This is a genomic window from Klebsiella sp. RCJ4, assembly GCF_009025755.1.
Lineage (GTDB): Bacteria > Pseudomonadota > Gammaproteobacteria > Enterobacterales > Enterobacteriaceae > Klebsiella > Klebsiella michiganensis.
Genome location: NZ_WCIN01000046.1, coordinates 199,152 through 224,028 on the forward strand (window position 1 = coordinate 199,152; position 24,877 = coordinate 224,028).

General features: G+C 56.0%; 24 protein-coding genes. 11 read left to right on the forward strand and 13 right to left on the reverse strand.

Annotated features, from left to right (window positions below):
• Positions 1-184 precede the first annotated feature (184 nt).
• A complete protein-coding gene (locus F8562_RS26805; RefSeq protein ID WP_004849864.1) occupies positions 185-1,105 on the reverse strand; it encodes a Kdo(2)-lipid IV(A) acyltransferase in 921 nt (306 codons plus the stop codon).
• A 209-nt stretch (positions 1,106-1,314) separates the two neighbouring features.
• On the opposite strand from F8562_RS26805, the gene F8562_RS26810 reads away from it, so the two are divergent.
• Positions 1,315-2,379, forward strand: coding sequence for a rhodanese-related sulfurtransferase (locus F8562_RS26810; RefSeq protein WP_032692823.1), 1,065 nt, complete (start codon positions 1,315-1,317; stop codon positions 2,377-2,379).
• On the opposite strand, the gene F8562_RS26815 is transcribed toward F8562_RS26810, so the two are convergent.
• The 8 genes from F8562_RS26815 to mdtH form a co-directional block, all read right to left on the reverse strand.
• Positions 2,365-2,478, reverse strand: a complete 114-nt coding sequence (locus tag F8562_RS26815) for a YceO family protein (RefSeq protein WP_004101037.1) — start codon at positions 2,476-2,478, stop codon at positions 2,365-2,367. The genes F8562_RS26810 and F8562_RS26815 overlap by 15 nt on opposite strands.
• 73 nt (positions 2,479-2,551) lie before the next feature.
• Complete coding sequence (solA, locus tag F8562_RS26820; RefSeq protein WP_014838078.1) at positions 2,552-3,670, reverse strand: N-methyl-L-tryptophan oxidase; 1,119 nt, start codon at positions 3,668-3,670, stop codon at positions 2,552-2,554.
• A 124-nt stretch (positions 3,671-3,794) separates the two neighbouring features.
• The gene (bssS, locus tag F8562_RS26825) at positions 3,795-4,049 is read right to left on the reverse strand and encodes a biofilm formation regulator BssS (RefSeq protein ID WP_004101039.1); all 255 of its coding nucleotides are present in this window, start codon (positions 4,047-4,049) and stop codon (positions 3,795-3,797) included.
• Between the two features lie 286 nt (positions 4,050-4,335).
• Positions 4,336-4,581, reverse strand: coding sequence for a DNA damage-inducible protein I (gene dinI, locus F8562_RS26830; RefSeq protein WP_004101040.1), 246 nt, complete (start codon positions 4,579-4,581; stop codon positions 4,336-4,338).
• Between the two features lie 72 nt (positions 4,582-4,653).
• On the reverse strand, positions 4,654-5,700 hold the full coding sequence (gene pyrC / locus F8562_RS26835; RefSeq protein WP_014838079.1) for a dihydroorotase: 1,047 nt from the start codon (positions 5,698-5,700) through the stop codon (positions 4,654-4,656).
• A 122-nt stretch (positions 5,701-5,822) separates the two neighbouring features.
• Positions 5,823-6,383 (reverse strand): lipoprotein, encoded by a 561-nt coding sequence (locus F8562_RS26840; protein ID WP_004849873.1) that lies wholly within the window; start codon positions 6,381-6,383, stop codon positions 5,823-5,825.
• 135 nt (positions 6,384-6,518) lie between these two features.
• On the reverse strand, positions 6,519-7,166 hold the full coding sequence (gene grxB / locus F8562_RS26845) for a glutaredoxin 2 (RefSeq protein ID WP_004849875.1): 648 nt from the start codon (positions 7,164-7,166) through the stop codon (positions 6,519-6,521).
• A gap of 65 nt (positions 7,167-7,231) precedes the next feature.
• Positions 7,232-8,440, reverse strand: a complete 1,209-nt coding sequence (gene mdtH, locus F8562_RS26850) for a multidrug efflux MFS transporter MdtH (RefSeq protein WP_004849878.1) — start codon at positions 8,438-8,440, stop codon at positions 7,232-7,234.
• 229 nt (positions 8,441-8,669) lie between these two features.
• On the opposite strand from mdtH, the gene rimJ reads away from it, so the two are divergent.
• From rimJ to murJ, 4 genes are all read left to right on the forward strand, one after another.
• A complete protein-coding gene (gene rimJ / locus F8562_RS26855) occupies positions 8,670-9,254 on the forward strand; it encodes a ribosomal protein S5-alanine N-acetyltransferase (RefSeq protein WP_014838081.1) in 585 nt (194 codons plus the stop codon).
• A gap of 9 nt (positions 9,255-9,263) precedes the next feature.
• Positions 9,264-9,911, forward strand: coding sequence for a YceH family protein (locus tag F8562_RS26860; protein WP_014228831.1), 648 nt, complete (start codon positions 9,264-9,266; stop codon positions 9,909-9,911).
• A gap of 2 nt (positions 9,912-9,913) precedes the next feature.
• Positions 9,914-10,837 carry a Gfo/Idh/MocA family protein gene (locus F8562_RS26865; protein WP_014228832.1) on the forward strand — a complete coding sequence of 308 codons (924 nt, stop codon included), beginning with the start codon at positions 9,914-9,916 and terminating at the stop codon, positions 10,835-10,837.
• A 112-nt stretch (positions 10,838-10,949) separates the two neighbouring features.
• Entirely contained in the window at positions 10,950-12,485 is a 1,536-nt protein-coding gene (murJ, locus tag F8562_RS26870) for a murein biosynthesis integral membrane protein MurJ (RefSeq protein WP_014838082.1), read from the forward strand.
• Positions 12,486-12,556: 71 nt separating this feature from the next.
• Here murJ and F8562_RS26875 read toward each other — a convergent pair whose 3' ends face one another.
• Positions 12,557-13,771: an MFS transporter gene (locus F8562_RS26875; RefSeq protein WP_014838083.1), complete on the reverse strand. Its 1,215-nt coding sequence runs from the start codon at positions 13,769-13,771 to the stop codon at positions 12,557-12,559.
• Between the two features lie 109 nt (positions 13,772-13,880).
• On the opposite strand from F8562_RS26875, the gene F8562_RS26880 reads away from it, so the two are divergent.
• Positions 13,881-14,816, forward strand: coding sequence for a LysR family transcriptional regulator (locus F8562_RS26880; protein WP_004849886.1), 936 nt, complete (start codon positions 13,881-13,883; stop codon positions 14,814-14,816).
• Between the two features lie 39 nt (positions 14,817-14,855).
• Here F8562_RS26880 and rne read toward each other — a convergent pair whose 3' ends face one another.
• On the reverse strand, positions 14,856-18,110 hold the full coding sequence (gene rne, locus F8562_RS26885) for a ribonuclease E (RefSeq protein WP_014838084.1): 3,255 nt from the start codon (positions 18,108-18,110) through the stop codon (positions 14,856-14,858).
• Between the two features lie 697 nt (positions 18,111-18,807).
• Between rne and rluC the strand changes: the two genes are divergently transcribed.
• Positions 18,808-19,761, forward strand: a complete 954-nt coding sequence (gene rluC, locus F8562_RS26890; protein ID WP_014228836.1) for a 23S rRNA pseudouridine(955/2504/2580) synthase RluC — start codon at positions 18,808-18,810, stop codon at positions 19,759-19,761.
• A 12-nt stretch (positions 19,762-19,773) separates the two neighbouring features.
• Here the strand turns inward: rluC and F8562_RS26895 are convergent, their stop codons facing one another.
• Together F8562_RS26895 and F8562_RS26900 are read right to left on the reverse strand one after the other, a co-directional pair.
• Positions 19,774-20,919 (reverse strand): dienelactone hydrolase family protein, encoded by a 1,146-nt coding sequence (locus F8562_RS26895; protein WP_014838085.1) that lies wholly within the window; start codon positions 20,917-20,919, stop codon positions 19,774-19,776.
• Between the two features lie 199 nt (positions 20,920-21,118).
• Positions 21,119-21,703 (reverse strand): Maf family protein, encoded by a 585-nt coding sequence (locus F8562_RS26900; protein ID WP_014838086.1) that lies wholly within the window; start codon positions 21,701-21,703, stop codon positions 21,119-21,121.
• Between the two features lie 141 nt (positions 21,704-21,844).
• Here F8562_RS26900 and yceD point away from each other — a divergent pair, with 141 nt between their 5' ends.
• The 4 genes from yceD (at position 21,845) to F8562_RS26920 (ending at position 24,863) form a co-directional block, all read left to right on the forward strand.
• The gene (gene yceD / locus F8562_RS26905; protein WP_004849895.1) at positions 21,845-22,366 is read left to right on the forward strand and encodes a 23S rRNA accumulation protein YceD; all 522 of its coding nucleotides are present in this window, start codon (positions 21,845-21,847) and stop codon (positions 22,364-22,366) included.
• Between the two features lie 16 nt (positions 22,367-22,382).
• Positions 22,383-22,556 carry a 50S ribosomal protein L32 gene (gene rpmF, locus F8562_RS26910; RefSeq protein WP_004101077.1) on the forward strand — a complete coding sequence of 58 codons (174 nt, stop codon included), beginning with the start codon at positions 22,383-22,385 and terminating at the stop codon, positions 22,554-22,556.
• 202 nt (positions 22,557-22,758) lie between these two features.
• Positions 22,759-23,856 (forward strand): phosphate acyltransferase PlsX, encoded by a 1,098-nt coding sequence (gene plsX / locus F8562_RS26915; RefSeq protein ID WP_071846169.1) that lies wholly within the window; start codon positions 22,759-22,761, stop codon positions 23,854-23,856.
• A gap of 53 nt (positions 23,857-23,909) precedes the next feature.
• Positions 23,910-24,863 carry a beta-ketoacyl-ACP synthase III gene (locus F8562_RS26920; protein ID WP_014228840.1) on the forward strand — a complete coding sequence of 318 codons (954 nt, stop codon included), beginning with the start codon at positions 23,910-23,912 and terminating at the stop codon, positions 24,861-24,863.
• Positions 24,864-24,877: the final 14 nt, after the last annotated feature.

The following is a 24,877-nucleotide window of genomic DNA, read 5'->3' on the forward strand; positions in this document are numbered from 1 at the left end:
GTTTCCACTGGCCTGCCGCGCAGGTCAAATAATTGAAAATATGAGCCTGCTAATTATGCGCCTGAGAAATGGTTGCCGCAATGGAGGAGAGCTTTTAAAGCTAAAGGAGGGCCCTGAACGGCGGGGCTTACCCCGCATCCGGATTCAGATGCGGGGTCATTGCGCGAGCGCGCGCCGGGAGGCGCTAGTAACGAGAAGGAACGCCTTCAGGACGCGTTTTAAAGCGGCGATGCATCCACATATACTGTTCCGGCGCCATCAATATGCACTTCTCTACCACTTTGTTCATCCAGACGGCGGTAGTCTCCGCATCGTCCAGCGGCGGATCGCACTCCGGCGGCAGGATAATCAGCTCATAGCCTTTACCGTCCGGTTTACGGCGCGGCACGAACGGCACAACGCAGGCTTTAGACATCTTTGCCAGCATCCAGGTGCCCGAGGTGGTCGCGGCCTGGTCAACGGCGAAAAACGGCACAAATACGCTGGCGGCCGGGCCATAGTCGTGATCCGGCGCATACCAGATCACTTCACCCTTTTTCAGCGCGCGGATCATGCCTTTCAGATCTTTACGATCGATCATGTCTTTGTTGGAGCGCAGGCGTCCCCATGTCTGCAGCCAGTCGATAACCGGGTTATCGTTTGGACGATAAACGCCAATGCCCGGCTCGTTGATACCGAACATGCGCGCGCCCATCTCCAGCGTGAGGAAATGAATGCCAATCAGCAAAATGCCGCGCTTTTGCGCCTGAACATCACGGATATGCTCGACGCCGATGGAGTCAGTCCAGCGCGCAATACGCTTCGTCGGCCAGAACCAGGCCATGCCGGTTTCCATTAACCCCATGCCGACGGATTCAAAGTTTGCCACGACCATGCGGTGACGCTCTTGCTCGCTCTTATCGGGAAAACAGAGCTCCAGATTCCGGTTGGCTATTTTGGCCCGGCGCTTCATTAGCCGCATGGCGAGGCGGCCAAGACCGGTTCCGAGGCGATAAATCAGCGGATAAGGCAGCTGAACAACCAACCAGAGCAGGCCGATCCCGAGCCAAAGCAACCAGTAACGCGGGTGCAGCAACGCTGCGGAAAATTTAGGTAAATGGGTCATCTCATACCTGTTTAATTAAGCAACGTGTTCTATTATCGCATTTTTTTATGCCTCAGCCAAAATACCGGCCGCAGATGGCATTTAATGTTAACGCAAGCAAATATGGGTGAGAAAAATGTAGCGCAAAATGTGGGGATGTAAATTAAGCGTGTTTGCTATATGATGCCCGCCGTTTATTTTACTCATTGACTATGCCGAGCAGGTACACCATGCCAGTGTTACATAACCGCATTTCAAATGAGACGTTAAAGGCGCAAATGTTGGCTGAGACCGAGCCGCGCACGACGATCTCGTTTTATAAATATTTCACTATTATCGACCCAAAAGCCACGCGCGATGCGCTGTGGATTGCGTTGACTAAGCTGAACGTCTTTGGCCGAATTTATCTGGCTCACGAAGGTATTAACGCGCAAATTAGCGTTCCGCAAAGCCGGGTCGATGCGCTGCGCGAATTCTTATACGCTTTTGATCCTGCCCTGAATGGTCTGCGCCTGAATATCGCCCTCGATGATGACGGTAAATCCTTCTGGGTTCTGCGTCTCAAGGTACGCGATCGGATCGTCGCGGATGGGATTGACGATCCGACGTTTGATGCATCGGACGTGGGCGATTATTTAAAGGCTGCGGAAGTCAACGCGATGCTGGACGACCCGGATGCGGTCTTTATTGATATGCGTAACCATTACGAATATGAGGTCGGCCATTTCGAGAATGCGCTGGAGATCCCGGCGGATACGTTTCGCGACCAGCTGCCGAAGGCCGTTGAGATGATGCAGGAACATAAAGATAAAAATATCGTGATGTACTGCACCGGCGGTATCCGCTGCGAAAAAGCCAGCGCGTGGATGAAGCACAATGGGTTCACTAAGGTCTCGCATATTGAGGGCGGGATTATCGAGTACGCGCGACGCGCGCGCGAACAGGGGCTGCCGGTTCGCTTTATCGGTAAGAACTTTGTCTTCGATGAGCGTATGGGAGAGCGTATCTCAGATGATGTTATCGCCCATTGCCATCAGTGCGGCGCCCCCTGCGACAGCCATACCAACTGCCTGAACGATGGTTGCCACCTGCTGTTTATTCAGTGTCCTGCCTGCGCGGAGAAATTCGCCGGCTGCTGTAGCGAAGCCTGCATGGAAGAGCATAAGCTGCCGGAAGAGGAGCAGCGAAAACTGCGCGCCGGCCGCGAGAATGGCAATAAGATCTTTAATAAATCTCGCGGTCGGTTGAATACGAAGCTGGGGATCCCGGATCCTGAGCCTTCAGAAAAACCATAGCCAGATAAGATCGATAAACGCCAGCAGAAGCCACAGCGCCAGATAAATCATAAAATGTTCGCGGACGTTGTTAACCAGTAATTCGAACAGGCGACGCATCATCTCTCTCATCATTCACGGCCTCAAGCGAGGCCGTTTCTTTAGCGTGGTTGTCAGGTTGTACGGCGGGCGCTTATTTCTTAAACCGCGCCAGTGAAAACGGGGATATATCAAACCCAAAGGGTTCTTCAAGCGCAAACCGTGTGGCCAGTTCACCGAGTACCGGTGCGAACTTAAAGCCGTGCCCGCTCAGGCCGGTAATCAATAGCGTATCCGGCTGGCCGGGCAGCGTATCAATGATAAAGTCCTCGTCGGCGGTGTTGTCATAGGTACAGGATGCGCCATGCAGGCAGCCGCCGATACCGGGCAACACATTACGCAAGAAGCTAAAAGCTTCAGAGCCGTCCGTTGCAACGGCACCAAACGGCTTACGCTCTTCCGGCGTGGAAATAGGCTGCCCGCCGTTATGCTTGCCGATTTTCAATTCGTTATCTTCTGCCGGGAAACCGTAAAACTGATCGCCATTCGCTAACTCACCGGTAAACGCCGGGAAATTATTTTTGCTGCTGTAGCGGCCATCCGCCTGAAACCAGGCGAAAATTTTACGTACCGGCTGGACAGGGAGTTCTGGCATCAGCCGGGTAACCCAGGTACCGGCGCTAACCAGCAGTTTTTTGCCGCTGTACTCACCATCAATCGTCTCGACGGTTACGCCGTTCGGCGCGTGGTGAATGGCCGATACCGGGCAGTTGAAGAGCTGTGCGGCGCCCGCTTCGCGTGCCAGACGGATCCAGCTTTCAACGGCCAGTTCGCTGCGCAGTATGCCGGATGCGGGTTCAAATATCGCCCGATAATCATCAGGAATACGAATTTCCGGCCAGCGAGTCATCACCGTCTGCGCATCCATTTCTTCGATATTGAGCTGGAACTCGCGCGCGCTGCTGGCAACATTGCGCAGAAAGTCGGAACCGGCAGGCCCGAGGTTAATCACTCCTGTACGTTCAAAGACGGCTTCACCGCTGGCGGCGGCAAACTCATCCCATAGCTGTTGCGCGCGCAGTACCAGGGGGACATATCTTTCGCCTTCGCCGTAGGCGTGACGAATGAGGCGGGTGCTGCCGTGATGGCTGCCTTCCTGATGCGGCGGCTGATGGGCATCAATCATCAGTACGTTGAGCCCTGCCTGCCGCGCATAATAGCCTGCGGCAGCGCCGACCGAGCCGCTACCGATAATGATAAGATCGTATTGCATGGTGAGTTCCAGGTTATTGCTTTATTAGCAGGGTAATTAACAACCTGCTGTTATACAAGCCCGAAAATAATTCAGGCACCCGAGGGTGCCTGTTAAGTGAATATTCTGACATTAGCGCTAAATTTTAATGCCTTCGATACTCATTTTCCTGGTATTCGCCAGATTCAATCTTCGCAATACCTGCTTCCAGAATCGAAATAAACTGACGTGCGACGTCCGTCGTTAGCCATAGCGTCTGGCCAATCTCTGCGTCTCTACTGCTTTCTTGAGCGGGGTTTTGGTAGTGCAGGCGCAACATCAGCGCATCGTAACTATCAACGGTGCTGATGTCCCATCCGACGAGGGGATGGGTCTGGATGACTTCATTATTCTTTTCCATCATAACCCCTTATTCATATGTTAAAAGACAACAGTTCTCGAGGTTTAATGCGTGTTTTTTGAAGCAAGTTAATTATATCAGTAGTCAAGAATAAACTCGAGAAATTAAATGAAATAGAGACACATACGCGCCCATGTGCTGATTTTTTAGGCAAATCAGGGAGGGTTATTTGTTATTTATGAAGGTGCTAAGGAAAAGCAATAGGGGAGAGTCTGACTATGAAAAAAATAAAAAAGCCGGGGCGACCCGGCAAAAAATTGCACAATGAGGGAGCAAATTTAATTGACTAGTCGCGGACAAACCAGTCGTCAGCGCTTTCCCAGGTTTCTTGCAGGATTTCGCTAATCCGGTCTTTGTCTTCTTTCAGGCCGCCGATAACCGACAGATTGTTATTAGCTGCGTACCGAACCGTTACCTGACTTGAGGTAGAGGGAAACTGCTGTTCGATACGACGCGAGAGTTCATTGTTCAGCGCATCTAAGGCGCCGTTGGGTAAGGCTGTTGATTTGGCGATAGAGACTTCAATACGCATAATTGCCCCCTGGATAATGTACTGTTTATTTATACAGTACACTTTGAAGATTTACAACAGGGGGCGGGCTATTTATTTTTTCATCGTCCAGCGCACGGTTTCCCCGGCAAGGAACGGCACCAGCGCGTCGCCTGGCAGGGCGATACTCTCGACCACCTGGCTCTCTTCGCGCACCAGCTCCACGTAGCCCTCATTGACCGGCAGGCCATAGAAGCGGGGGCCGTTAAGCGAACAGAAGGCTTCAAAGTGTTGCAGGGCGTTCATCTCCTCAAATACCGTGGCGTAGCTGCCCAGCGCGGTCGGCGCGTTAAAACAGCCTGCGCATCCGCAGCTGGCTTCCTTACGATGGCGGGCATGGGGAGCGGAATCCGTGCCGAGGAAAGCGCGGTCAAAACCGCTGGCAACCAGTTCGCGCAGCGCCTGCTGGTGAATATTGCGTTTCAGGATCGGCAGGCAATAAAGGTGGGGACGCACGCCGCCAACCAGCATATGGTTGCGGTTGAACATCAGGTGCTGCGGGGTGATGGTGGCCGCCAGCAGCTCGTTACCGTCGCGTACGTATTCAGCGGCATCTTTGGTCGTGATGTGTTCGAAGACCACCTTCAGGCCTGGCAGGCGCTGACGCAGCGGCTCCATGACCGTTTCAATAAAGCGAGCTTCCCGGTCAAAAATATCGATATCAGCATGGGTGACCTCACCGTGAACCAGCAGAGGCATCCCCAGCTTTTCCATGCGTTCCAGCACCGGCATAATGGCATCCGTACTGGTGACGCCGTGGCTGGAGTTGGTGGTGGCGTTGGCCGGATAGAGCTTGGCGGCAGTGAATACGCCTTCGTTAAATCCGCGCTCCAGCTCAGCCGGGTCGAGCGTATCCGTCAGATAGCAGGTCATCAGCGGCGTAAAATCATGGCCCGCAGGGATCGCATCAACGATACGCTGGCGATAGGCGAGGGCGGCTTCGACGGTAGTGACAGGCGGTACCAGGTTCGGCATCACGATCGCCCGGCCATAAAATTCACTGGTATAAGGCACGACGGTTTTTAACATATCGTCATCGCGCAGATGGATATGCCAGTCGTCAGGGCGGCGGATTTTCAATACCTGGGATTGTGCTGTCATGGAAGGCTCCGGCTAATAGGTTCAGTCATCAGGGCTGTTTTTGCCGGGCACTAAGGATAAGCGTAAACGTTTTCCTTTGCATCAACTTCCGTAAAAAATCGGGCGCTTCAGCGCCCGAGCTATCAGTTGGTGAACGGGATAATAATCTCGCCGGGCTTCACTTCAATCCCTTTAGCATACTTTTTCGCCAGCGCTTCACCGGTGCTGGCATCCTCGCGCAGGACGTAGGCAGGCTGCTGATTGAAGTAGCTACGCAGGGACTGATTCAGGTAAGGGATCAGCGTCTGTACGACAGACTGGAGCTTTTCCGGCTGAACTTTCGCATCGACGACTTCCATCTCCTGCAAGAAAATGGCCCCCTTTTCTTTATTGAAAGCCGGCAGCGCTTTGAGCTTCAGATCGATGGTCGCTTTCTGGTTCCCGAAAAGTGAATTCAGATCTAAATTGGCCACGCCGCTTAACGTGACTTTGTTTGGTTCTTCACGGCCAATAGCGCTGGTAAGATTTTGCAGTTCAATATGGGCATCCGCTACGCCTGGCAGGCCAATATCCTTAGCGAAGTGGTTACGTTTCTGCAGCGCCTGATTGATTTCCTGCTCGCTCACGGAATATTGCGTGAGCTGATTACAGGCGCTAAGCAGGCCGCTAACGATAAGTGCGGCTGCGATAAACATCTTTTTCATTGGATTCCTTAATGTCATGCCATGGGTTCATCCTGACACAAAGCAGCATGGCCCGCCAGCGCAGGAGGTGCTAGCGGAAAAGACTGAAAAAGAGGCGTTCGGCAGCGAAGGGCCAAACCATCCGCTGCCTTGAGGTTAAATAGCCATTGAGGAAAGCAGGTTGATCTGCGTCTGTTTGGCCATGTTGTCACGATAGGCGGCCACCCGACTCGGCCAGTTCACGCCGGCAACCAGCGTCAGATTCCTCAGCAGAGGAAAGAGCTGAATATCATCTTCAGAGAGTTCTCCGTTGACGGCGTTTGGCTGGACAATCAGTTTATCCAGCGCCCGCAGATCGTCGCTGATGTTCTTCACCAGACCGGGAGAATGGGCAAGATGGTCGGCAAAGCTGCCGATAGCCGCCTCTTTCTTTTTCACAAAATAGGCGCGCGCCTCTGGCGTGGCGAATTCATCAAACGCGGATTTGGCAAAGCGGGGGATCAGCAGGCGGTTCGCGTAGCCGTTGACCTTCCGCAGCCAGGTTTCCACCGCCGGATTACGCGGGCCGGTAAGGAGCGGTTTGCCGTCCAGCTTATCGACATAGTGCACGATATCCATGCTTTCCGGCATATAGCGGCTATCGTCTTTTTGCAGGATTGGCGCCATTTTCTGGCCGATCATTCGGGTGGGGGTTAATTCATCATCGTTCAGGAGCACAATCAGTTCGACGGGGATATTTTTCAGGCCGAAAATCATGCGGGCTTTAAGGCAGAACGGGCAGTGATCGTAGATATATAACTTCACGTTTCTCCTCCATTGTTGCTGAACATCCTCAATTCAGTATGGAGGAGAAACGAAGGCCCGGCAAATCAGGTTCGCGGCTCCAGCATTCCAGAGGCCGAACGTTTTGGACTGAACTGCCACCACAGCGCAATAAACGTCGCGAGGCCGATAATGCCCAGCATCAGCCACGGCAGTTCAGGCTGACCGACGGCCTTACCGGCATCGAACAGCCAGCCGCCGCCTGCGTAGCCGAAAGCGCCGCCGAAGGCCAGGCCTAACCGGCTAAAGCCCATATAGCTGCCGCGCGCTCTGGCATCCGCCAGCGACGCCCCCAGCGTTTCACGCGCGGGTTCAGCGATGATTGACCCCATATAAAATACGCAGATCAGCGTAAACAGCTGCTGCAAATTGCTGCTCAGGCCAATTGGCATCATCGCGAGCGTCATGATCAGCAGGCCGGCCATCAGGCGCTGCTCCAGGCGAAAACGCTTTTCGCTCCAGCGGGCAATCGGATACAGCAGCGTTAGCGAAATGGTCGCTTCAATGGCGTACATCCATTTGACCGCCGCCGGAGAACCCGCAATATCATTAACCATAATCGGCAGCATCAGCATCACCTGCACCGCCAGCATGTAATACCCGGTCAGCGTCAGCACATAGGTGACAAAGCGTTTGTCGCGCAGCACGCGCCCCAGTCCTTCACGAACCGGCGTTTTGACCGTCGACAGCTTCCATGCGGGAAGATACCAGGCGTTGAATGCCGCACAGGCGATAAACAGCGCCGCCCCGGCGCTGCACACCAGGCGAAAATCATATTGCAGCAGCCAGCTGCCCAGCAGCGCGCCGATCACCGCTCCTGCGCTGTCCTGCATCATCAGGATAGAGAAGAAACGTCCGCGCTGGTGCGGGCGTACCAGCTTGACCACCAGCGCCGCCCGCGGGGGATCGAACAGCGTGCCGCCGAGGCCTGAAAGAATACAGGAGAGCCACAGCACCCAGGGTTCATGAGCGACGGCCATCGCTGCGAAGCCGGCCGCGCGCATCAGCATACCGGTAACGATCATCGGCTTGGCGCCAAAACGGTCGGCAATGGCGCCGCCAAATATTCCTAAGCCTTGCTGCACCAGCTGACGCAGGCCGAGCGCAATCCCGACCATCAGCGCAGCCCACCCCATCTGGTCGACAAAGCGAATGGAGATAAGCGGGAACACAACGAAAAAGCCGAGTACGACCAGCATGTTATCGACTAACAGGAAATATTTACCCAGGCTCCTTGCCTGCGATACGCGGGACATTTCCCCTCCAGGGAAAAATAAGAATAAGCTCTGACATTTTGCGGGGTTAATGGCTATTTTCCCAGCGCGCTCGCGACAATATTTTTTTATCAAAATGCAAGAACGATAGAGGCTATTCATCGAAAAGCAGAGATGGTGCAGAAAATGGTATGTTGCTGTTTTCACACCGCCGTGCAGGACAGGTATAGTAAAGTCAGCAAGTATTGCGTCAGGGGAACAGGAGAGGGGAATGTTTGGCTATCGCAGTAACGTACCGAAGGTGCGTTTGACGACGGACCGGCTGGTGGTTCGGCTGGTGCACGATCGTGACGCCTGGCGTCTGGCCGATTATTACGCGGAAAATAAAGGGTTCTTAAAACCCTGGGAACCGGTGCGCGATGACAGCCACTGTTATCCTTCCGGCTGGCAGGCGCGTTTATCGATGATTTCTGAGTTTCATAAGCAGGGCTCGGCGTTCTATTTTGCTCTGCTTGACCCGGAAGAAAAAGAGATCATCGGCGTGGCGAATTTTTCGAACGTGGTGCGCGGATCGTTTCATGCCTGCTATCTCGGCTACTCCATCGGGGAGAAATGGCAAGGGCAGGGGCTGATGTATGAAGCGCTGACGTCGGCCATTCGCTATATGCAGCGCACGCAACATATCCATCGCATAATGGCAAACTATATGCCGCATAATCAGCGCAGCGGCGATTTGCTGGCGCGTCTGGGCTTTGAAAAAGAGGGTTACGCCAAAGATTACCTGCTCATTGATGGGCAGTGGCGCGATCACGTACTGACGGCGTTGAAGACACCGGACTGGACCCCGGGTCGCTAAGGAGACATCATGAAATATCAGTTAACCGCGCATGAGGCGCGGGTCATTGGCTGCCTGCTGGAAAAGCAGGTCACCACGCCGGAGCAGTACCCCCTGTCGGTCAACGCGGTGGTCACCGCCTGTAACCAGAAAACAAACCGTGAACCGGTAATGTCGCTCAGCGAAAGTGAAGTTCAGGATCTGCTCGATACGCTAGTCAAGCGCCATTATTTGCGTACGGTCAGCGGTTTCGGCAATCGGGTGACCAAGTATGAACAACGCTTCTGCAACTCTGAATTCGGCGATCTGAAATTCACGCCGGCGGAAGTCGCTATCGTGACCACACTGCTGCTGCGCGGGGCGCAGACGCCTGGCGAACTCCGCGGTCGCGCGCAGCGAATGCATGAATTCAGCGATATGGCCGAGGTTGAAAGCGTCCTCGAAAACCTGGCTTCGCGAGAAGATGGCCCCTACGTTGCGCGTCTGCCGCGGGAGCCTGGCAAGCGTGAAAGCCGCTATATGCATCTGTTCTGCGATGATATGGATTCACTGATTACCGTCGTGGAGGCCGTGTCGCCGCCCGGCGACGATCTTCAGATGCGCGTTGAGGCGCTGGAGGCGGAAGTTGCCGAGCTGAAAGCGCGTCTCGATTCACTGCTGGCTCACCTGGGAGATTAAGCATGTCGGCGAAACTACGTATAGGAGTGGTTGGCCTGGGCGGTATCGCGCAAAAGGCGTGGTTACCGGTGCTGGGGGCCGCCGATGACTGGACGCTACAGGCGGCGTGGTCGCCCGGGAAAGAGAAAGCGCTGCGTATCTGTGAAACCTGGCGTATTCCCTATGCGGATTCTCTGGAACAGCTGGCGGCGCAGTGTGATGCCGTATTCGTGCATACTTCAACGGCTTCACATTATGAAGTGGTTTCCCGCCTGCTCAATGCCGGAGTGCATGTCTGCGTTGATAAACCGCTGGCGGATAAACTCAGCGATGCGGAGGCGCTGGTTGAGCTGGCCGCTCGCCGTCATCTCACGCTAATGGTCGGGTTTAACCGCCGTTTTGCCCCCCTCTATCGCGAGCTGAAGGCCCAGCTCGGGAGCGCTGCGTCGCTGCGGATGGATAAGCACCGTAGCGACAGCGTGGGCCACGATCTGCGCTTCACGCTGTTGGATGACTATCTGCACGTCGTCGATACCGCGCTATGGCTGGCGGGCGATAAAGCGCGTTTAAACGGCGGTACGCTGCACACCACCGCTCAAGGGGAGATGCTGTATGCCGAACACCATTTCAGTTGCGGAATGATGCAGATAACCACCAGTATGCACCGCCGCGCCGGAAGCCAGCGGGAGTGGGTACAGGCGGTGACCGACGGCGGATTATATGAAGTCCGGGACATGCGGGAGTGGCAGGAGGAGCGGGGACGCGGAGTGATCCAGCGCCCGATCCCTGGCTGGCAGACCACCCTTGAGCAGCGTGGATTTACCGGCTGCGCGCGGCATTTTATCGAATGCGTGCAAAATCAGACGGTTCCTGAAACGTCCGGCGAGCAGGCGCTGCTTGCTCAGCGCGTTATAGAGAAACTGTGGCGCGAAGCGATGAGCGAATAATCCGTTGTAACAACTGACAGTAGTAATTCATTATGAACCCGGTAGACTATCGCCACTTTCCAGCGCCCGCATTTGCGGGCGTTTTACTCCAGGGTTGTGGAATAACACGTTAATGAATCTTTTAAAATCACTGGCGGCCGTCAGTTCGATGACCATGTTCTCGCGCGTGCTGGGCTTTGCGCGCGATGCGATTGTGGCGCGTATTTTTGGCGCGGGGATGGCCACCGACGCCTTCTTCGTTGCTTTTAAACTCCCGAACCTTTTACGGCGTATTTTTGCTGAAGGCGCTTTCTCACAGGCTTTTGTGCCGATTCTGGCGGAGTATAAAAGCAAGCAGGGTGAAGATGCGACCCGGGTTTTCGTCGCCTATGTTTCGGGGCTGCTGACGCTGGTGCTGGCGCTGGTCACCGTCGCCGGTTTGCTGGCGGCACCGTGGGTGATTACTATCACCGCGCCGGGATTTGCCAATACGCCCGAAAAGTTCGCCCTGACCACGCAGCTTTTGCGCATCACTTTTCCCTATATTCTGTTGATCTCCCTGGCTTCACTCGTGGGCGCCATCCTGAATACCTGGAACCGCTTTTCGGTGCCTGCTTTTGCCCCGACCTTCCTGAACGTCAGCATGATTGGTTTTGCGCTGTTTGCCGCGCCCTATTTTAATCCGCCGATGCTGGCAATGGCGTGGGCGGTAACGGTTGGCGGTATTTTGCAGCTCGCCTGGCAGCTGCCGCATCTGAAAAAAATCGGCATGCTGGTGCTGCCGCGGGTCAACCTTAAAGATGCTGGCGCAGTGCGGGTGGTAAAACAGATGGGCCCGGCGATTCTCGGCGTCTCCGTCAGCCAAATCTCGCTGATCATTAACACGATTTTTGCCTCATTCCTCGTTTCCGGCTCCGTATCGTGGATGTACTACGCCGATCGTCTGATGGAGTTTCCGTCCGGCGTACTGGGCGTGGCGCTGGGGACCATTTTGCTGCCTTCGCTGTCTAAAAGCTTCGCCAGCGGCAATCACGATGAATATTGCCGTTTGATGGACTGGGGATTACGCCTGTGCTTCCTGCTTGCGCTACCGAGCGCGGTGGCATTAGGGATCCTGGCCAAGCCGCTGACGGTCGCGTTATTCCAGTACGGGAAATTTACCGCTTTTGATGCCGCGATGACCCAGCGCGCGCTGGTGGCATATTCTGTCGGGCTGATGGGGCTCATCGTCGTGAAGGTGCTGGCTCCCGGATTCTATTCGCGGCAGGACATTAAAACGCCGGTGAAAATTGCCATCGTCACGCTGATCATGACGCAGGTGATGAACCTCGCCTTTATTGGCCCCCTGAAGCACGCTGGTCTGTCGTTGTCGATTGGTCTGGCCGCCTGCCTGAACGCCGCGCTGCTCTACTGGCAGCTGCGGAAACAGAAAATTTTTACGCCTCAGCCGGGCTGGTTCCTGTTCCTGCTGCGCCTGGTCATCGCGGTGATTATTATGTCAGCGGCGCTGCTGGGCGTGATGTACCTGATGCCGGAGTGGTCGCAGGGGACGATGCCGTTCCGCCTGCTGCGCTTGATGGTGGTCGTGGTGGCCGGCGTTGTCGCCTATTTCGCGACGCTGCTGCTGCTGGGCTTTCGCGTGAAAGAGTTTGCTCGTCGCACGGTTTGAGTTGTTCTGATGAAAGAAAAGCCGCTCTGCAGGAATTGCACAGCGGCTTTTTTTACCTGACGGTTCGCTCTTTATCTGGCGGTTCGCTGCGTCGATACGACCCTGGCGCTTTCCAGCAGGCGGATCCCAAGGGCAATCGCACCGGTTACGACGGCGAGGGTCACCACGCCGCTCCAGCCTGCGATCACATACAGTTTGCTTCCCAGTACTGAACCCAGCGACATCCCAATAAACACGCCGGTGAACAGCAGCGCATTGAGGCGTCCGCGCGCCTGCGGCTCCAGGCCATACACCAGGTTCTGGTGCGCTACGAGGCTGGATTGCAGCCCCAGGTCAAAACCGACGGCCGAGATGGCAATCAGGATTAGCTGACCATGCGGCGGTAGCGCAGGCAGCAAAAACATCAGGGCAAACGAAACCGTCACCAGCGCCGCGCCCATTTGCGTGACTTTTTCTGCGCCGAACTTGTCGGCCAGGCCGCCGGCCAGCGGTGCGGCAAGCGCCCCGGCAGCCCCTGCAATACCGAAGCCACCGGCTACCGCGCTGCCCATCTGATAGTGCGCCAACAGCATGACCGCAAGCGTAGACCAGAAGGCACTAAAGGCGATAGAGAGGAATCCCTGGGCGAATGCGGCGCGACGCAGTGCCGGATAGCGTTTCCACAGATGCGCCATCGATTTCATCAGCTGCGGGTAGCTGAGGGTTGAGTGAATTTCGAAGCGCGGCAGCACGCGCCACATCACCACGCCAATCATCGCAATGCTGACCGCAGCCGCCTGATACATTACCCGCCAGCCGAATAGCGCCCCCACCAGACCACTAACGGTTCGCGACAGCAGGATCCCCAGCAGCAGGCCGGTCATCACCGTACCCACCATTTTCCCCTGCTTGCCCGCGGGAGCCAGAATCGCGGCTGCCGGTACGATATCCTGCGCCATGGTCGCGGCCATACCGATAAGCAGGCTGACAATCAGCAGGGAGCTTAGCTGACCGGTAAGGCTGCAGAGCAGCAACAGGACGGCCAGCGCGGCGCTTTTCATCAGGATCAGCTTTCTGCGGTCGTGGCGGTCGCCAAGCGGGAGAAGGAAAAGTATGCCCAGCGCGTAGCCGGCCTGGGTCAGGGTCGGAACCAGACCCATACCCTCAACGCTCAAATGGAGGTTAGCCCCCATCAGCGGCAGCAGCGGTTGCGCGTAATAGATTGAGGCGACGCTGAAGCCCGCGCCCAGCGCAAGGATGAAAATGACCCACCCGGCGGTGCGGGAGGTGAGTGGAGTTGGTGTCATGGTGGATTCCTCTTAGAAGCGATGGCGCTATTTTTCCCGTAATCCGGCTGGCGCGGTAGATAGCCCGGTGGTAAAACGGTTATACGCTAAACGTATAGGCAAAATATAAATGAAGAAGCAAGAGCGTATAGATCGTATCGAACTGATGCGTACGTTCATTCGTATCGTGGAGGCCGGCTCTCTCTCCGCCGCCGCGGTACAGATGAATACGACCCAGGCGACGGTAAGTCGACGGCTTCAGTCTCTGGAGGGGCTGCTTGGCGCAAAGCTGATTCTGCGCACGACTCACGCGATGAAGCTGACCGATGACGGTGAGCGCTGTTATCAGCATGCCCGCCAGGTCGTCGATGCCTGGCTGGCGCTGGAGGACGACCTGCGGATCACCGATGACCGGCCGGTGGGGATTTTAAGGGTGCGGGCCCCGCATGCGTTTGGTCAGCAACAGCTGCTGGGGCCGCTGGTGGATTTTTTGCAGCGCTATCCCCAGCTGGCGGTTGAATGGATGCTGAACGATAAGACGGTCGATTTTCTGAGCGATGGTATCGACTGCGCGATTCGCGTGGGGGCTGAGGTGGATCCGGCTACGGTATCGGTACTGCTGGCCGAGGTTCCCCGCAGCGTGGTGGCCTCCCCATCGCTGCTGGCGAACTTGCCGCCGTTAAGCGCGCCGCAGGAGATGTCGTTGCTGCCGTGGATAGCCATCAGCACGTTCTATCAGCATGAGGTGAGGCTGCAGTCGCAGGTGGATGAGCAGCTTATTACCTTTGCCATCGCGCCGTGTCTGAGTACCGATAGCGTGCATGTGGCGCGTAATACCGCGCTGGCGGGGCTGGGCGCGGCGATTGTGTCGAGCTGGGCGGTAGCGGACGATATTGCCGCCGGGCGGCTGGTGGAACTGTTCCCGCAGTGGCGAGCCTCACCGCTGCCGGTACACCTGGTGTATCCCTGGGCGCGCTACTATCCGACGCGGTTGCGTAAGTTTCTCGATCTGATGCGTGAGGTCATGCCGCAGATTGCGGGGATGCAGCGTCCGGAAGGGGAATAAAAAAAGACCGGCGCGGGGGCCGGTCTTGTCGAGGTGACGTTACTCTACGGGCTGCGGACGGGTAGGTCCGGCAGCGGCTTTGTGCGTGGCGCTATGACCGCCAGCAGAACCTTTGCCGTCAAAATCAAAGTTCGGGCGAACCCACTCGCTTTGACGAGGCGCTTCAGGTACGTAGTCTGGCGCTGGGGCGCGGGTCATCGGCGCCGTGGCGTGACGATTGGCGACCTTAACGACCGGCGCAGCCGTGACAACAGGTTGAGTCGCAACGACCGGCTCCGCCGCTGGTGCAGGTTCAACCACCGGTTCGGAAACAACAGGCGCTTCCTCAACAACCACCGCCGTCTCTTCAACCGCCACAGGTTCAGCGACCGCAGCTTCCGGTTCGACAGCTTCTTGCGCAACGACGTCAACGGCTTCTGCGACAACTTCTTCGGCCACGGCTTCATCGGCTTCGGCAATCAGCTGCGGCTGTTCATCAACCGGGGCGGCGATAGCCTCCGGATGCGTGGTTTCTACGACCGGAACTTCAGGTTCGTTAATCACCGCCACAGGCTCGGTAGTGGCCACTGGCTCGACTGCGCTTTCTGCGGCGACAGCCGGGGCAATGACGTCAGAGACAGCCGGCTCAGCGGCAGCCACTGGCGCGACGACGGGCTCAGCCGCAGTGGTTGAGAACTCCTGAACCTGCACGTCTTCCTGCTGCTGGTCCTGAGGGCGAACGACCGGGTAGCGGATCCACACTTTACCAGACGCCATTTCCGGCGATGCGCAGGCTACGGTCAGCGGCATCGGGGATTGCGTCGGGTAACGCTCATCACGGTAGCGACGACGGCGCTGGCCGCTGACGCGCAGGTGACGAGGGGAACGACGTGAACGACGCGGCATACCGTTAGATTCGCGGGCTTCACCGTTCTCATCATGTTCCGCAGTGGTTTCAACAACCGCCGGCAGGTCGACTTTCGCCAGTTCAGTGCGCGGCGCTGCGGCTTCCGGCTGGACGACCGGCGCTTCGGCGACCTGAGGCGCGGCTACCGGCTCGACAGCCTGTTCAGCGGCAGCAGATTCAATACGCACCTTCTGCGCCAGCTGGCGAGGTTTACGACGCGGCATCGTCTGCACGCGCTCTTCCTGCTCGCTCTCCTGAACAACCGGCTCTTCGCGGGTTTGCGCTTTGGCTTCCTGCTGAACCTGACGTTTATCATCGTTACGACGGCGATTACGTTCGCGGCGCGGCTGCTGCTCGTCGCGCGCTTTGCCTTTTTCGCTATCTTCGACCGTTGTCTGGCGGATTTCGCGCGGCTCAGCGTTCTGCTGCTGCTTCTCACGACGGTTGCGGCGGTTTTCTTCACGAGACTCGCGGCCTTCGCTGTTCTCGGCACGACTATCGCGGTTCTCGCGGCTATCGCGATTATCCCGGTTGTCGCGGCGGTCATTGCGATCGCGGCGGTTGTTGGAACGCGGTTTACGACGCTCCTGCTGACGCTCGGATTTCTCTTCCGCTTTTTTCTCAACCTGAACTTCCGCCGGTTTAGTCTCTTCCTCGCTGGAGAACACTTTTTTCAGCGCGCTGAAGAAGCGGGCAACCAGGCCAGGCTGCGCCGGCGCTGCCGCCTTCGGTGCGGATGCGGCAGGCGCAACGGTAGCCGCGGCTCTGGCCGGCTCTTCCTGGGCCGGAGCCGGAGGCGCGTCAGGCATGACAAAAGCAGCCAGCGCCGGTTGTTCCGGGAGTTTACGCTCGGCTGGCTCTTCATCAGAAGGCATGGCCATCTCTTCTTCGTGCAGTTTCGGCAGCAGATAGCTCAGCGTGGAGGTCTCTTCGCCTTTACGCACGCGCAGAACAGAGTAGTGCGGCGTTTCCATCTGGTCGTTTGGCACGATAATAACGCGCACATCGGCCTGACGGGTTTCAATCGCGCTTACCGCGGCACGTTTTTCGTTCAGCAGGTAAGAGGCAATCGGCACCGGTACGATAGCGTGAACTTCTTTGGTGTTCTCTTTCAGCGCTTCTTCTTCGATCAAACGCAGAATAGAAAGCGACAGCGATTCGTTATCGCGCACGGTACCCGTTCCGCTACAGCGCGGGCAGACGTGATGGCTGGACTCCCCGAGCGACGGGCTCAGGCGCTGACGCGACATCTCCAGCAGTCCAAAGCGGGAAATATGGCTGATCTGGATGCGCGCTCTGTCCTGACGGACGGCTTCGCGCAGGCGGTTTTCTACCGCACGCTGGTGGCGAACCGGGGTCATATCGATGAAGTCGATAACGATCAGGCCGCCAAGGTCGCGCAGACGCAGCTGACGAGCGATTTCATCGGCTGCTTCAAGGTTGGTATTAAACGCCGTTTCTTCGATGTCGCCGCCGCGGGTGGCGCGTGCGGAGTTGATATCGATAGCGGTCAGCGCTTCGGTGCTGTCGATAACGATAGAACCGCCGGAAGGCAGACGCACTTCACGCTGGAAAGCGGACTCAATCTGCGATTCGATTTGATAGTGGCTGAACAGCGGGATTTCCCCGGTGTACAGTTTGATTTTGCTGCTGAAATCCGGACGACCCAGCGCCGCAATGTGCTGGCGAGCCAGCTCAAGCACCTTCGGGTTGTCGATAAGGATTTCGCCGATATCCTGACGCAGATAGTCGCGGAAAGCGCGCACGATGACGTTGCTTTCCTGATGGATCAGGAACGGAGCAGGGCGGCTGTCTGCGGCTTTCTGGATGGCTTCCCAGTGCTTCAGGCGGAAGCTTAAGTCCCACTGCAGCGCTTCGGCGGATTTGCCGACGCCAGCGGTGCGAACGATAAGTCCCATGCCGTCCGGCAGCTCAAGGCTGGCCAGCGCTTCTTTGAGTTCGGTGCGATCGTCACCCTCGATGCGGCGTGAAATACCGCCAGCGCGTGGGTTATTCGGCATCAGCACCAGATAGCTACCCGCCAGGCTGATAAAGGTGGTCAGCGCGGCGCCTTTATTGCCACGCTCTTCTTTATCGATCTGGACAATCACTTCCTGGCCTTCACGCAGCACGTCCTTGATGTTTGGACGACCGTGAGAATTGTAGTTGGCAGGGAAGTATTCGCGGGCAATTTCTTTGAGAGGGAGGAAACCATGACGCTCGGCACCATAATCAACAAATGCGGCTTCGAGGCTAGGTTCAATACGAGTGATTTTGCCTTTGTAGATGTTCGCTTTTTTCTGTTCGTGCCCGGGGCTTTCGATATCCAGGTCGTACAGGCGCTGCCCATCAACAAGGGCGACGCGCAACTCTTCCTGCTGAGTTGCGTTGATTAACATTCTTTTCATCGTAACTTACTCATTATTCTTACATTGACGACTAAGCTACGGGCAGAGTAACGCCTTACCGGGGAAAACCGATGGCCTCGTGTCTGTTTCACGTCGCCAACCTCACGGCTGTCGCGCGCTTAAGAGGCGCAGAGTGTCGGTCGCCTGTATTTCAAACGGAAACACAGCGCACTTATCAGGGGAACTGCCTGGGATGTATCACCAGAGAAGATTCCATTTATACCCATCGTTTTTCATGCAGCAGGCGTGGCGGCTTAACCTGCTCACCTTAATCATTTGATCCAGATGAGCGCCGGGATATCCCAGTGTGAACGCCTTCCTGCGACGTGAAATCCATAGAGCCTGTACCGGTAAGGACTGCAACCCGCAGCCCGCTAACTGTCTGAAAGATCAATACGTCTTACGCCATTGCTGCGTTGATGATCGGTCAGACAAAATTGGTCATTCCGCTAATTTCTTGTTCTAACAAGTTTCAGCACGGAATACTGCATCATTATTCCATTGCTAAGCTCGTTATAGCAAGTTGACTTTCACCTTTTATCACCCGGTTACTCACAGTTTTTTCACCCGCGTATACAGATTGTTCTAATAACAAACAAAACGATGATGAAGCGTACTGTGAAATCCGGATGATGATAAATATAAGCATATAAAAATGAGTGGCGCTAATGCGTCGGGCTATTTAGAATCGCGCACCATGAAAACTGAGATCCCAAGCGTAAAAATGGTTGCCATTGCTGATGATGAAGCCGGGCAACGTATCGACAACTTTTTGCGTACGCAGCTGAAGGGCGTACCGAAGAGCATGATTTATCGCATCTTGCGTAAAGGCGAGGTGCGGGTTAACAAAAAGCGCGTGAAGCCGGAATATAAGCTGGAAGCCGGCGACGAAGTGCGCATCCCGCCGGTTCGCGTCTCTGAGAAAGAAGAAGAGGCGGTCTCTCCACACCTGCAAAAAGTAGCCGCGCTGGCCGATGTGATTTTATATGAAGACGATCATATCCTGGTGCTTAACAAGCCTTCCGGAACGGCGGTACACGGCGGCAGCGGATTGAGCTTTGGCGTAATTGAAGGTCTGCGCGCGCTGCGTCCGGAAGCGCGTTTCCTGGAGCTGGTGCATCGCCTGGATCGCGACACCTCCGGCGTGCTGCTGGTCGCCAAAAAGCGCTCCGCGCTGCGTTCCCTGCACGAGCAGCTGCGCGACAAAGGAATGCAGAAGGATTACCTGGCGCTGGTGCGCGGGCAGTGGCAGTCGCATACTAAAGTGGTGCAGGCGCCGCTGCTGAAAAATATTCTGCAGAGCGGTGAGCGCATTGTGCGGGTTAACCAGGAGGGGAAACCGTCGGAGACGCGCTTTAAAGTTGAAGAGCGTTATACCCATGCGACGCTGGTGCGCTGCAGCCCGGTGACCGGTCGTACGCATCAAATCCGCGTGCATACGCAATACGCCGGCCACCCTATTGCTTTTGACGACCGCTACGGCGACCGTGAATTTGATAAGCAGCTGGCGGGCACCGGCCTTAACCGGCTGTTTCTGCATGCGGCGGCGCTGAAGTTTACCCATCCGGGTAGCGGGGAGATTATGCGCATTGAAGCCCCCTTAGATAATCAGCTTAAGCGCTGCCTGCAGGTCTTGCGTAACGCGAAATGACCGCGCTCAGGCTCAGGGTTTGAGCCACCTGGCAAGCCAGGGGAAAACTTCATCCTGCTGTTGTTGATTAAAAACGTGGCCCAGTTCCGGCCACGTTTTTGTTTCCAGCTTATCCTGCGCGTTTTGCGACGCCCACACTTTATGCACTTTTGCGAAGGCGTCGTTAACGGCTTCCGCCGGGAAGAGCTTATCTTGTCCGCCGCTGTAAATAAGCATCGGTTTTGGCGCGGCAATGCTGGCGATATCGGGAATATCGAGGCGTCCGGATAAGCCAGGGTGAAGCATATAAAACGCCGACTGGCCGCGCAAAACGTTGTTGCCAGGCTGCATCAGGCCGTTCCAGGTTCCAAACCAGGAGATAACCGCAGTCGCGGCGACTTTGTCAGACAGGGCGGCCAGCTGCCAGGCGCGAAAACCGCCCATTGAGAAACCCACGACCCCAATGCGTTGACTATCAACCGTTTTTAAAGTGCTGAGGAAATCGACGGTACGCAGATCTTCATAGGCAACTTCACCTGCCAGCGAGCGCCCCAGGTTAAAGTAGTTGCTGGCGAGGGCCTGCTGCTGCTCGTAGACCATCGGCCCTCGGTCCCCCCAACCCGGGCTATCAATGGCGATGACGACATAGCCGCGCTGCGCCAGTTCATCGCCGATAAACCGACCGCTGAAAAATTTATCCGCCCACGCCTCGGCGCTGGCCAGCCGTGCGGCGTCGTTCCACGGACGGATTAGCTTCTCCTTACCGATATCAAACTTTGAGCCATGGTCGTGCAGCAGAACAATTGCCGGGTGAGGGCCGGGGGAATTTGGCGTCAACATCAGCGCGGCAATCCTGTTATCGTCGGTTACGTTGAAGGCCAGCTTCTCGGCGGTATACGCGCCTCGATTTTCTCTTATCAGCGTTTGCGGCGCGAAGGGGAGTGTCGACGCCGGGGTTAGCAGAGACTGCCGAAGCAGCGTACGGGCCTGCTGTCGCCATTGCTCAAAATCACGGTAGTGGCCAGAGAGCCACGAGTCCGGGTAGGTCATCTGCGCTTTCAGCTGCTGCCAGGAGGCGGGGAGATTGCCCTCTACGATGCCCTGGCGCTGCCAGTCATGGGCATTAACGCCGGCGGCGGCCAGCAGGGTGAGGGTCAAAAGCGTAGCGCGGGTTGGCATAGTGGCTCCATTTAAAAATAAAACAACGTTTCATAATGGATTCTAATGGCGCGGGTAAAATAAACTGTGACAGGCGATGCATTAATTAAGTTGGGGTAAACCTGCTCTGCTCCGTTGGGCAGCGGGTAAAACGCGTTGTAAAGCGGCGGCACGCGGCCTCAGGAAGAGACCGCGTGGGATCGGGAGGCCTTTATCATGTTTACGTGAGCAGGGGATTCAACGCTTCCCGGCGCAGCATCTGGCACAGGGCAATGAGCGGCAAACCGACCAGCGCGTTGGGATCTCGCCCCTCAAGCCGTTCGAATAGCGTGATGCCTAAACCTTCGCTTTTAAAGCTTCCGGCGCACTGCAGCGGGTTTTCCTTGCGGATATAGCTCTCAATTTCCTGGTCGCTTAAACGGCGGAAATGAACGTCGAAAGGTTCGCATTCCGTTTGTAGATGACCGTTGGCGGAATTGTACAGCGCCAGGCCGGTATAGAACGTGACGATGGTGCCGCTGGCCTTTCTCAGCTGGCGATGGGCGTTTTCTTCCGTATGCGGTTTGCCGGTAATTTCACCGTCCAGGACACAAACCTGATCGGAGCCTATAATGAGGTGCTTTGGGTAGCGTGCGGCAAGGGCCTGCGCCTTTGCCTGCGCCAGACGCATCACCAGCTGGCGGGCAGGTTCGCCGGGCAGCGGGGTTTCATCAACGTTCGGCGCAGCGCATTCAAAAGGCACCGACAGTTTTTCCAGCAGCATTCGCCGCCACGGCGAGGTTGACGCGAGGATTAGTTCAGACATATTTTTTCATCCACATATAGCGCTTCGCAGAGCATCATTTTAAACTATGCGCCGCAATGTGTGCGAATAAATGGCAAAAGGCAACCTGAGGCTGCCTTTTTCTTTGACTCTATGACGTTACAAAGTTAATATGCGCGCCCTATGCAAAAGGTAAAATTACCCCTGACTCTCGATCCGGTTCGCACGGCTCAAAAACGCTTAGATTACCAAGGTATCTATACCCGTGATCAGGCTGTGCGTGTCGCTGATTCTGTTGTCAGCGTGGACAGCGATGTGGAATGCAGCATGTCGTTCGCTATCGATAACCAGCGTCTTGCCGTTTTAAGCGGCGATGCGACAGTGTCGGTAACCCTCGAATGTCAGCGTTGCGGGAAACCGTTCCCCCATCATGTTCACACAACGTATTGTTTCAGCCCCGTCAGAAATGACGAACAGGCCGAAGCACTGCCGGAAGCGTATGAGCCGATTGAGGTTAACGAATTCGGTGAAATCGATCTGCTGGCGCTGGTTGAAGATGAAATCATCCTCGCCTTGCCCGTAGTTCCGGTGCATGATTCTGAACACTGTGAAGTGTCCGACGCGGACATGGTCTTTGGTGAACTGCCTGAAGAGGCACAAAAACCAAATCCATTTGCCGTATTAGCCAGCTTAAAGCATAAGTAATTGAGGAGTAAGGTCCATGGCCGTACAACAGAATAAACCAACCCGTTCCAAACGTGGCATGCGTCGTTCCCATGACGCGCTGACCGCAGTCACCAGCCTGTCTGTAGACAAAGCTTCTGGTGAAAAACACCTGCGTCACCACATCACTGCCGACGGTTTCTACCGCGGTCGCAAGGTTATCGCTAAGTAATCACGCATTACTCCATGGATTTCGCGTTGCAAGAAGACGCAAGCGAGAGAAGCACCAGGAGCATAGCTCACTATGTGACTGGTGTGAACGAGCGCAGTCAACGCACTTGCCGCGTGAAAGACGAAGAGTAAAAGCGTGATGAAGCTTAGTGAGGATCTCCCCGGGTAACTGGGGAATAACCGAACCGAGCAGCGACGATACCTTGACACGTCTAACCCTGGCGTTAGATGTCATGGGCGGGGATTTTGGCCCTTCCGTGACAGTGCCTGCAGCATTGCAGGCACTGAACTCTAATTCACAACTCACACTTCTTTTAGTCGGCGATCCCGACACTATCGCGCCATTACTTGCCAAAGCTGATTTTGAACAACGTTCACGTCTGCAGGTTATCCCTGCGCAGTCAGTTATTGCCAGTGATGCTCGACCCGCGCAAGCGATTCGCGCCAGTCGCGGTAGCTCAATGCGCATTGCGCTTGAGTTAGTGAAAGAAGGGCGGGCGGAGGCCTGCGTCAGTGCGGGTAATACCGGAGCGCTGATGGGGCTGGCGAAGCTGCTGCTTAAGCCCATTGAGGGGATTGAGCGCCCTGCGCTGGTTACTATGTTGCCGCATCAGCTGAAGGGCAAAACGGTGGTGCTGGATTTAGGCGCTAACGTGGATTGCGATAGCACAATGCTGGTGCAGTTTGCCATCATGGGGGCGGTTCTTGCCGAAGAAGCGATCGGTATTAAGGATCCCCGCGTTGCGCTTCTGAATATCGGCGAAGAAGAGATGAAAGGTCTCAGCAGCATTCGCGACGCGGCGGCGGTTTTGAAGACTCTGCCAACCCTCAACTATATTGGGTATCTGGAAGCCAACGAATTGTTGACGGGCAAGACGGATGTTTTGGTTTGTGATGGATTCACGGGCAACGTCACATTAAAAACGATGGAAGGTGTTGTCAGAATGTTCCTTTCACTGTTGAAATCACAGGGAGAGGGGAAAAAAAGGTCGTGGTGGCTGCTTTTATTAAAGCGTTGGTTACAAAAAAGCCTGTCGAGGCGATTCAGTCACCTCAACCCCGACCAGTATAATGGTGCCTGTCTGTTAGGATTACGCGGTTCCGTGATTAAAAGTCATGGGGCTGCCAATCAGCGCGCTTTTTGCGTCGCGATAGAGCAGGCAGTGCAGGCTGTGCAGCGGCAGGTTCCTCAGCGAATTGCCGCTCGCCTGGAATCTTTATACCCTGCAGGTTTCGAATTGCCTGAAGGCGGCAGAAGCGGAAATTCCCGGCCTCAAACCCGGATGACCGGCAACGACTGACGCCTCGCAGTTTGAGTTAACCCGGTATATTACCCAAGAGTGACTGAGCGTACATGTATACGAAGATTATTGGTACCGGCAGCTATCTGCCTGAGCACGTGCGTACGAACGCTGAACTGGAAAATATGGTCGATACGTCTGACGAGTGGATTGTTACTCGTACCGGTATCCGCGAGCGTCGTATTGCCGCACCGAATGAAACAGTTGCTACGATGGGCCTTGAAGCCGCTAAGAATGCGCTGGACATGGCGGGCGTCAAGCCGGAGCAAATTGGTCTGATTATTGTTGCGACCACCTCCGGTACCCATGCGTTTCCTAGCTCGGCATGCCAGATTCAATCAATGTTGGGTATTAAAGGCTGCCCGGCGTTTGACGTCGCTGCGGCCTGCGCGGGGTTCACCTACGCGCTTAGCGTTGCCGATCAATACGTAAAAAACGGTGCGGTGGATTACGCGCTGGTGATCGGCGCTGACGTGCTGGCGCGCACCTGCGATCCTGCCGATCGCGGAACCATTATTATTTTTGGCGATGGCGCCGGTGCCGTGGTGCTGGGTGCTTCTGAAGAGCCGGGCATCATCTCCACCCATCTGCACGCGGATGGCAGCTACGGCTCGCTGCTGACGCTGCCGAACGCCGATCGCGTCGAACCGGAAAACCCCATCTATCTGACGATGGCGGGTAATGAAGTCTTTAAGGTGGCGGTAACCGAGCTGGCGCACATCGTGGACGAGACTTTAGCTGCGAACAACCTCGAGCGCTCTGCGCTTGACTGGCTGGTGCCGCATCAGGCCAACCTGCGTATTATCAGCGCCACGGCGAAGAAGCTGGGCATGTCGATGGACAACGTGGTCGTCACGCTCGACAGACACGGCAATACGTCGGCGGCATCTGTTCCCTGTGCGCTGGATGAAGCCGTTCGCGATGGCCGCATTCAACGTGGTCAGCTTATTCTGCTGGAAGCCTTCGGTGGTGGTTTCACCTGGGGTTCCGCGCTGGTTCGTTTTTAGGATAAGGATTTAAA

Excerpts from the sequence above, each read along its gene's own strand:
- pyrC (WP_014838079.1), bottom strand. The coding sequence starts at position 5,700 with ATGACAGCACAATCCCAGGTATTGAAAATCCGCCGCCCTGACGACTGG.
- rne (WP_014838084.1), bottom strand. The coding sequence starts at position 18,110 with ATGAAAAGAATGTTAATCAACGCAACTCAGCAGGAAGAGTTGCGCGTC.
- F8562_RS26840 (WP_004849873.1), bottom strand. The coding sequence starts at position 6,383 with ATGAAAAAGATGTTTATCGCAGCCGCACTTATCGTTAGCGGCCTGCTT.
- rimJ (WP_014838081.1), top strand. The coding sequence starts at position 8,670 with ATGTTTGGCTATCGCAGTAACGTACCGAAGGTGCGTTTGACGACGGAC.
- F8562_RS26810 (WP_032692823.1), top strand. The coding sequence starts at position 1,315 with ATGCCAGTGTTACATAACCGCATTTCAAATGAGACGTTAAAGGCGCAA.
- F8562_RS26920 (WP_014228840.1), top strand. The coding sequence starts at position 23,910 with ATGTATACGAAGATTATTGGTACCGGCAGCTATCTGCCTGAGCACGTG.
- mdtH (WP_004849878.1), bottom strand. The coding sequence starts at position 8,440 with ATGTCCCGCGTATCGCAGGCAAGGAGCCTGGGTAAATATTTCCTGTTA.
- F8562_RS26860 (WP_014228831.1), top strand. The coding sequence starts at position 9,264 with ATGAAATATCAGTTAACCGCGCATGAGGCGCGGGTCATTGGCTGCCTG.
- F8562_RS26875 (WP_014838083.1), bottom strand. The coding sequence starts at position 13,771 with ATGACACCAACTCCACTCACCTCCCGCACCGCCGGGTGGGTCATTTTC.
- F8562_RS26865 (WP_014228832.1), top strand. The coding sequence starts at position 9,914 with ATGTCGGCGAAACTACGTATAGGAGTGGTTGGCCTGGGCGGTATCGCG.
- F8562_RS26900 (WP_014838086.1), bottom strand. The coding sequence starts at position 21,703 with ATGTCTGAACTAATCCTCGCGTCAACCTCGCCGTGGCGGCGAATGCTG.
- rpmF (WP_004101077.1), top strand. The coding sequence starts at position 22,383 with ATGGCCGTACAACAGAATAAACCAACCCGTTCCAAACGTGGCATGCGT.
- rluC (WP_014228836.1), top strand. The coding sequence starts at position 18,808 with ATGAAAACTGAGATCCCAAGCGTAAAAATGGTTGCCATTGCTGATGAT.
- dinI (WP_004101040.1), bottom strand. The coding sequence starts at position 4,581 with ATGCGTATTGAAGTCTCTATCGCCAAATCAACAGCCTTACCCAACGGC.
- murJ (WP_014838082.1), top strand. The coding sequence starts at position 10,950 with ATGAATCTTTTAAAATCACTGGCGGCCGTCAGTTCGATGACCATGTTC.
- F8562_RS26880 (WP_004849886.1), top strand. The coding sequence starts at position 13,881 with ATGAAGAAGCAAGAGCGTATAGATCGTATCGAACTGATGCGTACGTTC.
- bssS (WP_004101039.1), bottom strand. The coding sequence starts at position 4,049 with ATGGAAAAGAATAATGAAGTCATCCAGACCCATCCCCTCGTCGGATGG.
- F8562_RS26805 (WP_004849864.1), bottom strand. The coding sequence starts at position 1,105 with ATGACCCATTTACCTAAATTTTCCGCAGCGTTGCTGCACCCGCGTTAC.
- F8562_RS26895 (WP_014838085.1), bottom strand. The coding sequence starts at position 20,919 with ATGCCAACCCGCGCTACGCTTTTGACCCTCACCCTGCTGGCCGCCGCC.
- F8562_RS26815 (WP_004101037.1), bottom strand. The coding sequence starts at position 2,478 with ATGCGTCGCCTGTTCGAATTACTGGTTAACAACGTCCGCGAACATTTT.
- solA (WP_014838078.1), bottom strand. The coding sequence starts at position 3,670 with ATGCAATACGATCTTATCATTATCGGTAGCGGCTCGGTCGGCGCTGCC.
- yceD (WP_004849895.1), top strand. The coding sequence starts at position 21,845 with ATGCAAAAGGTAAAATTACCCCTGACTCTCGATCCGGTTCGCACGGCT.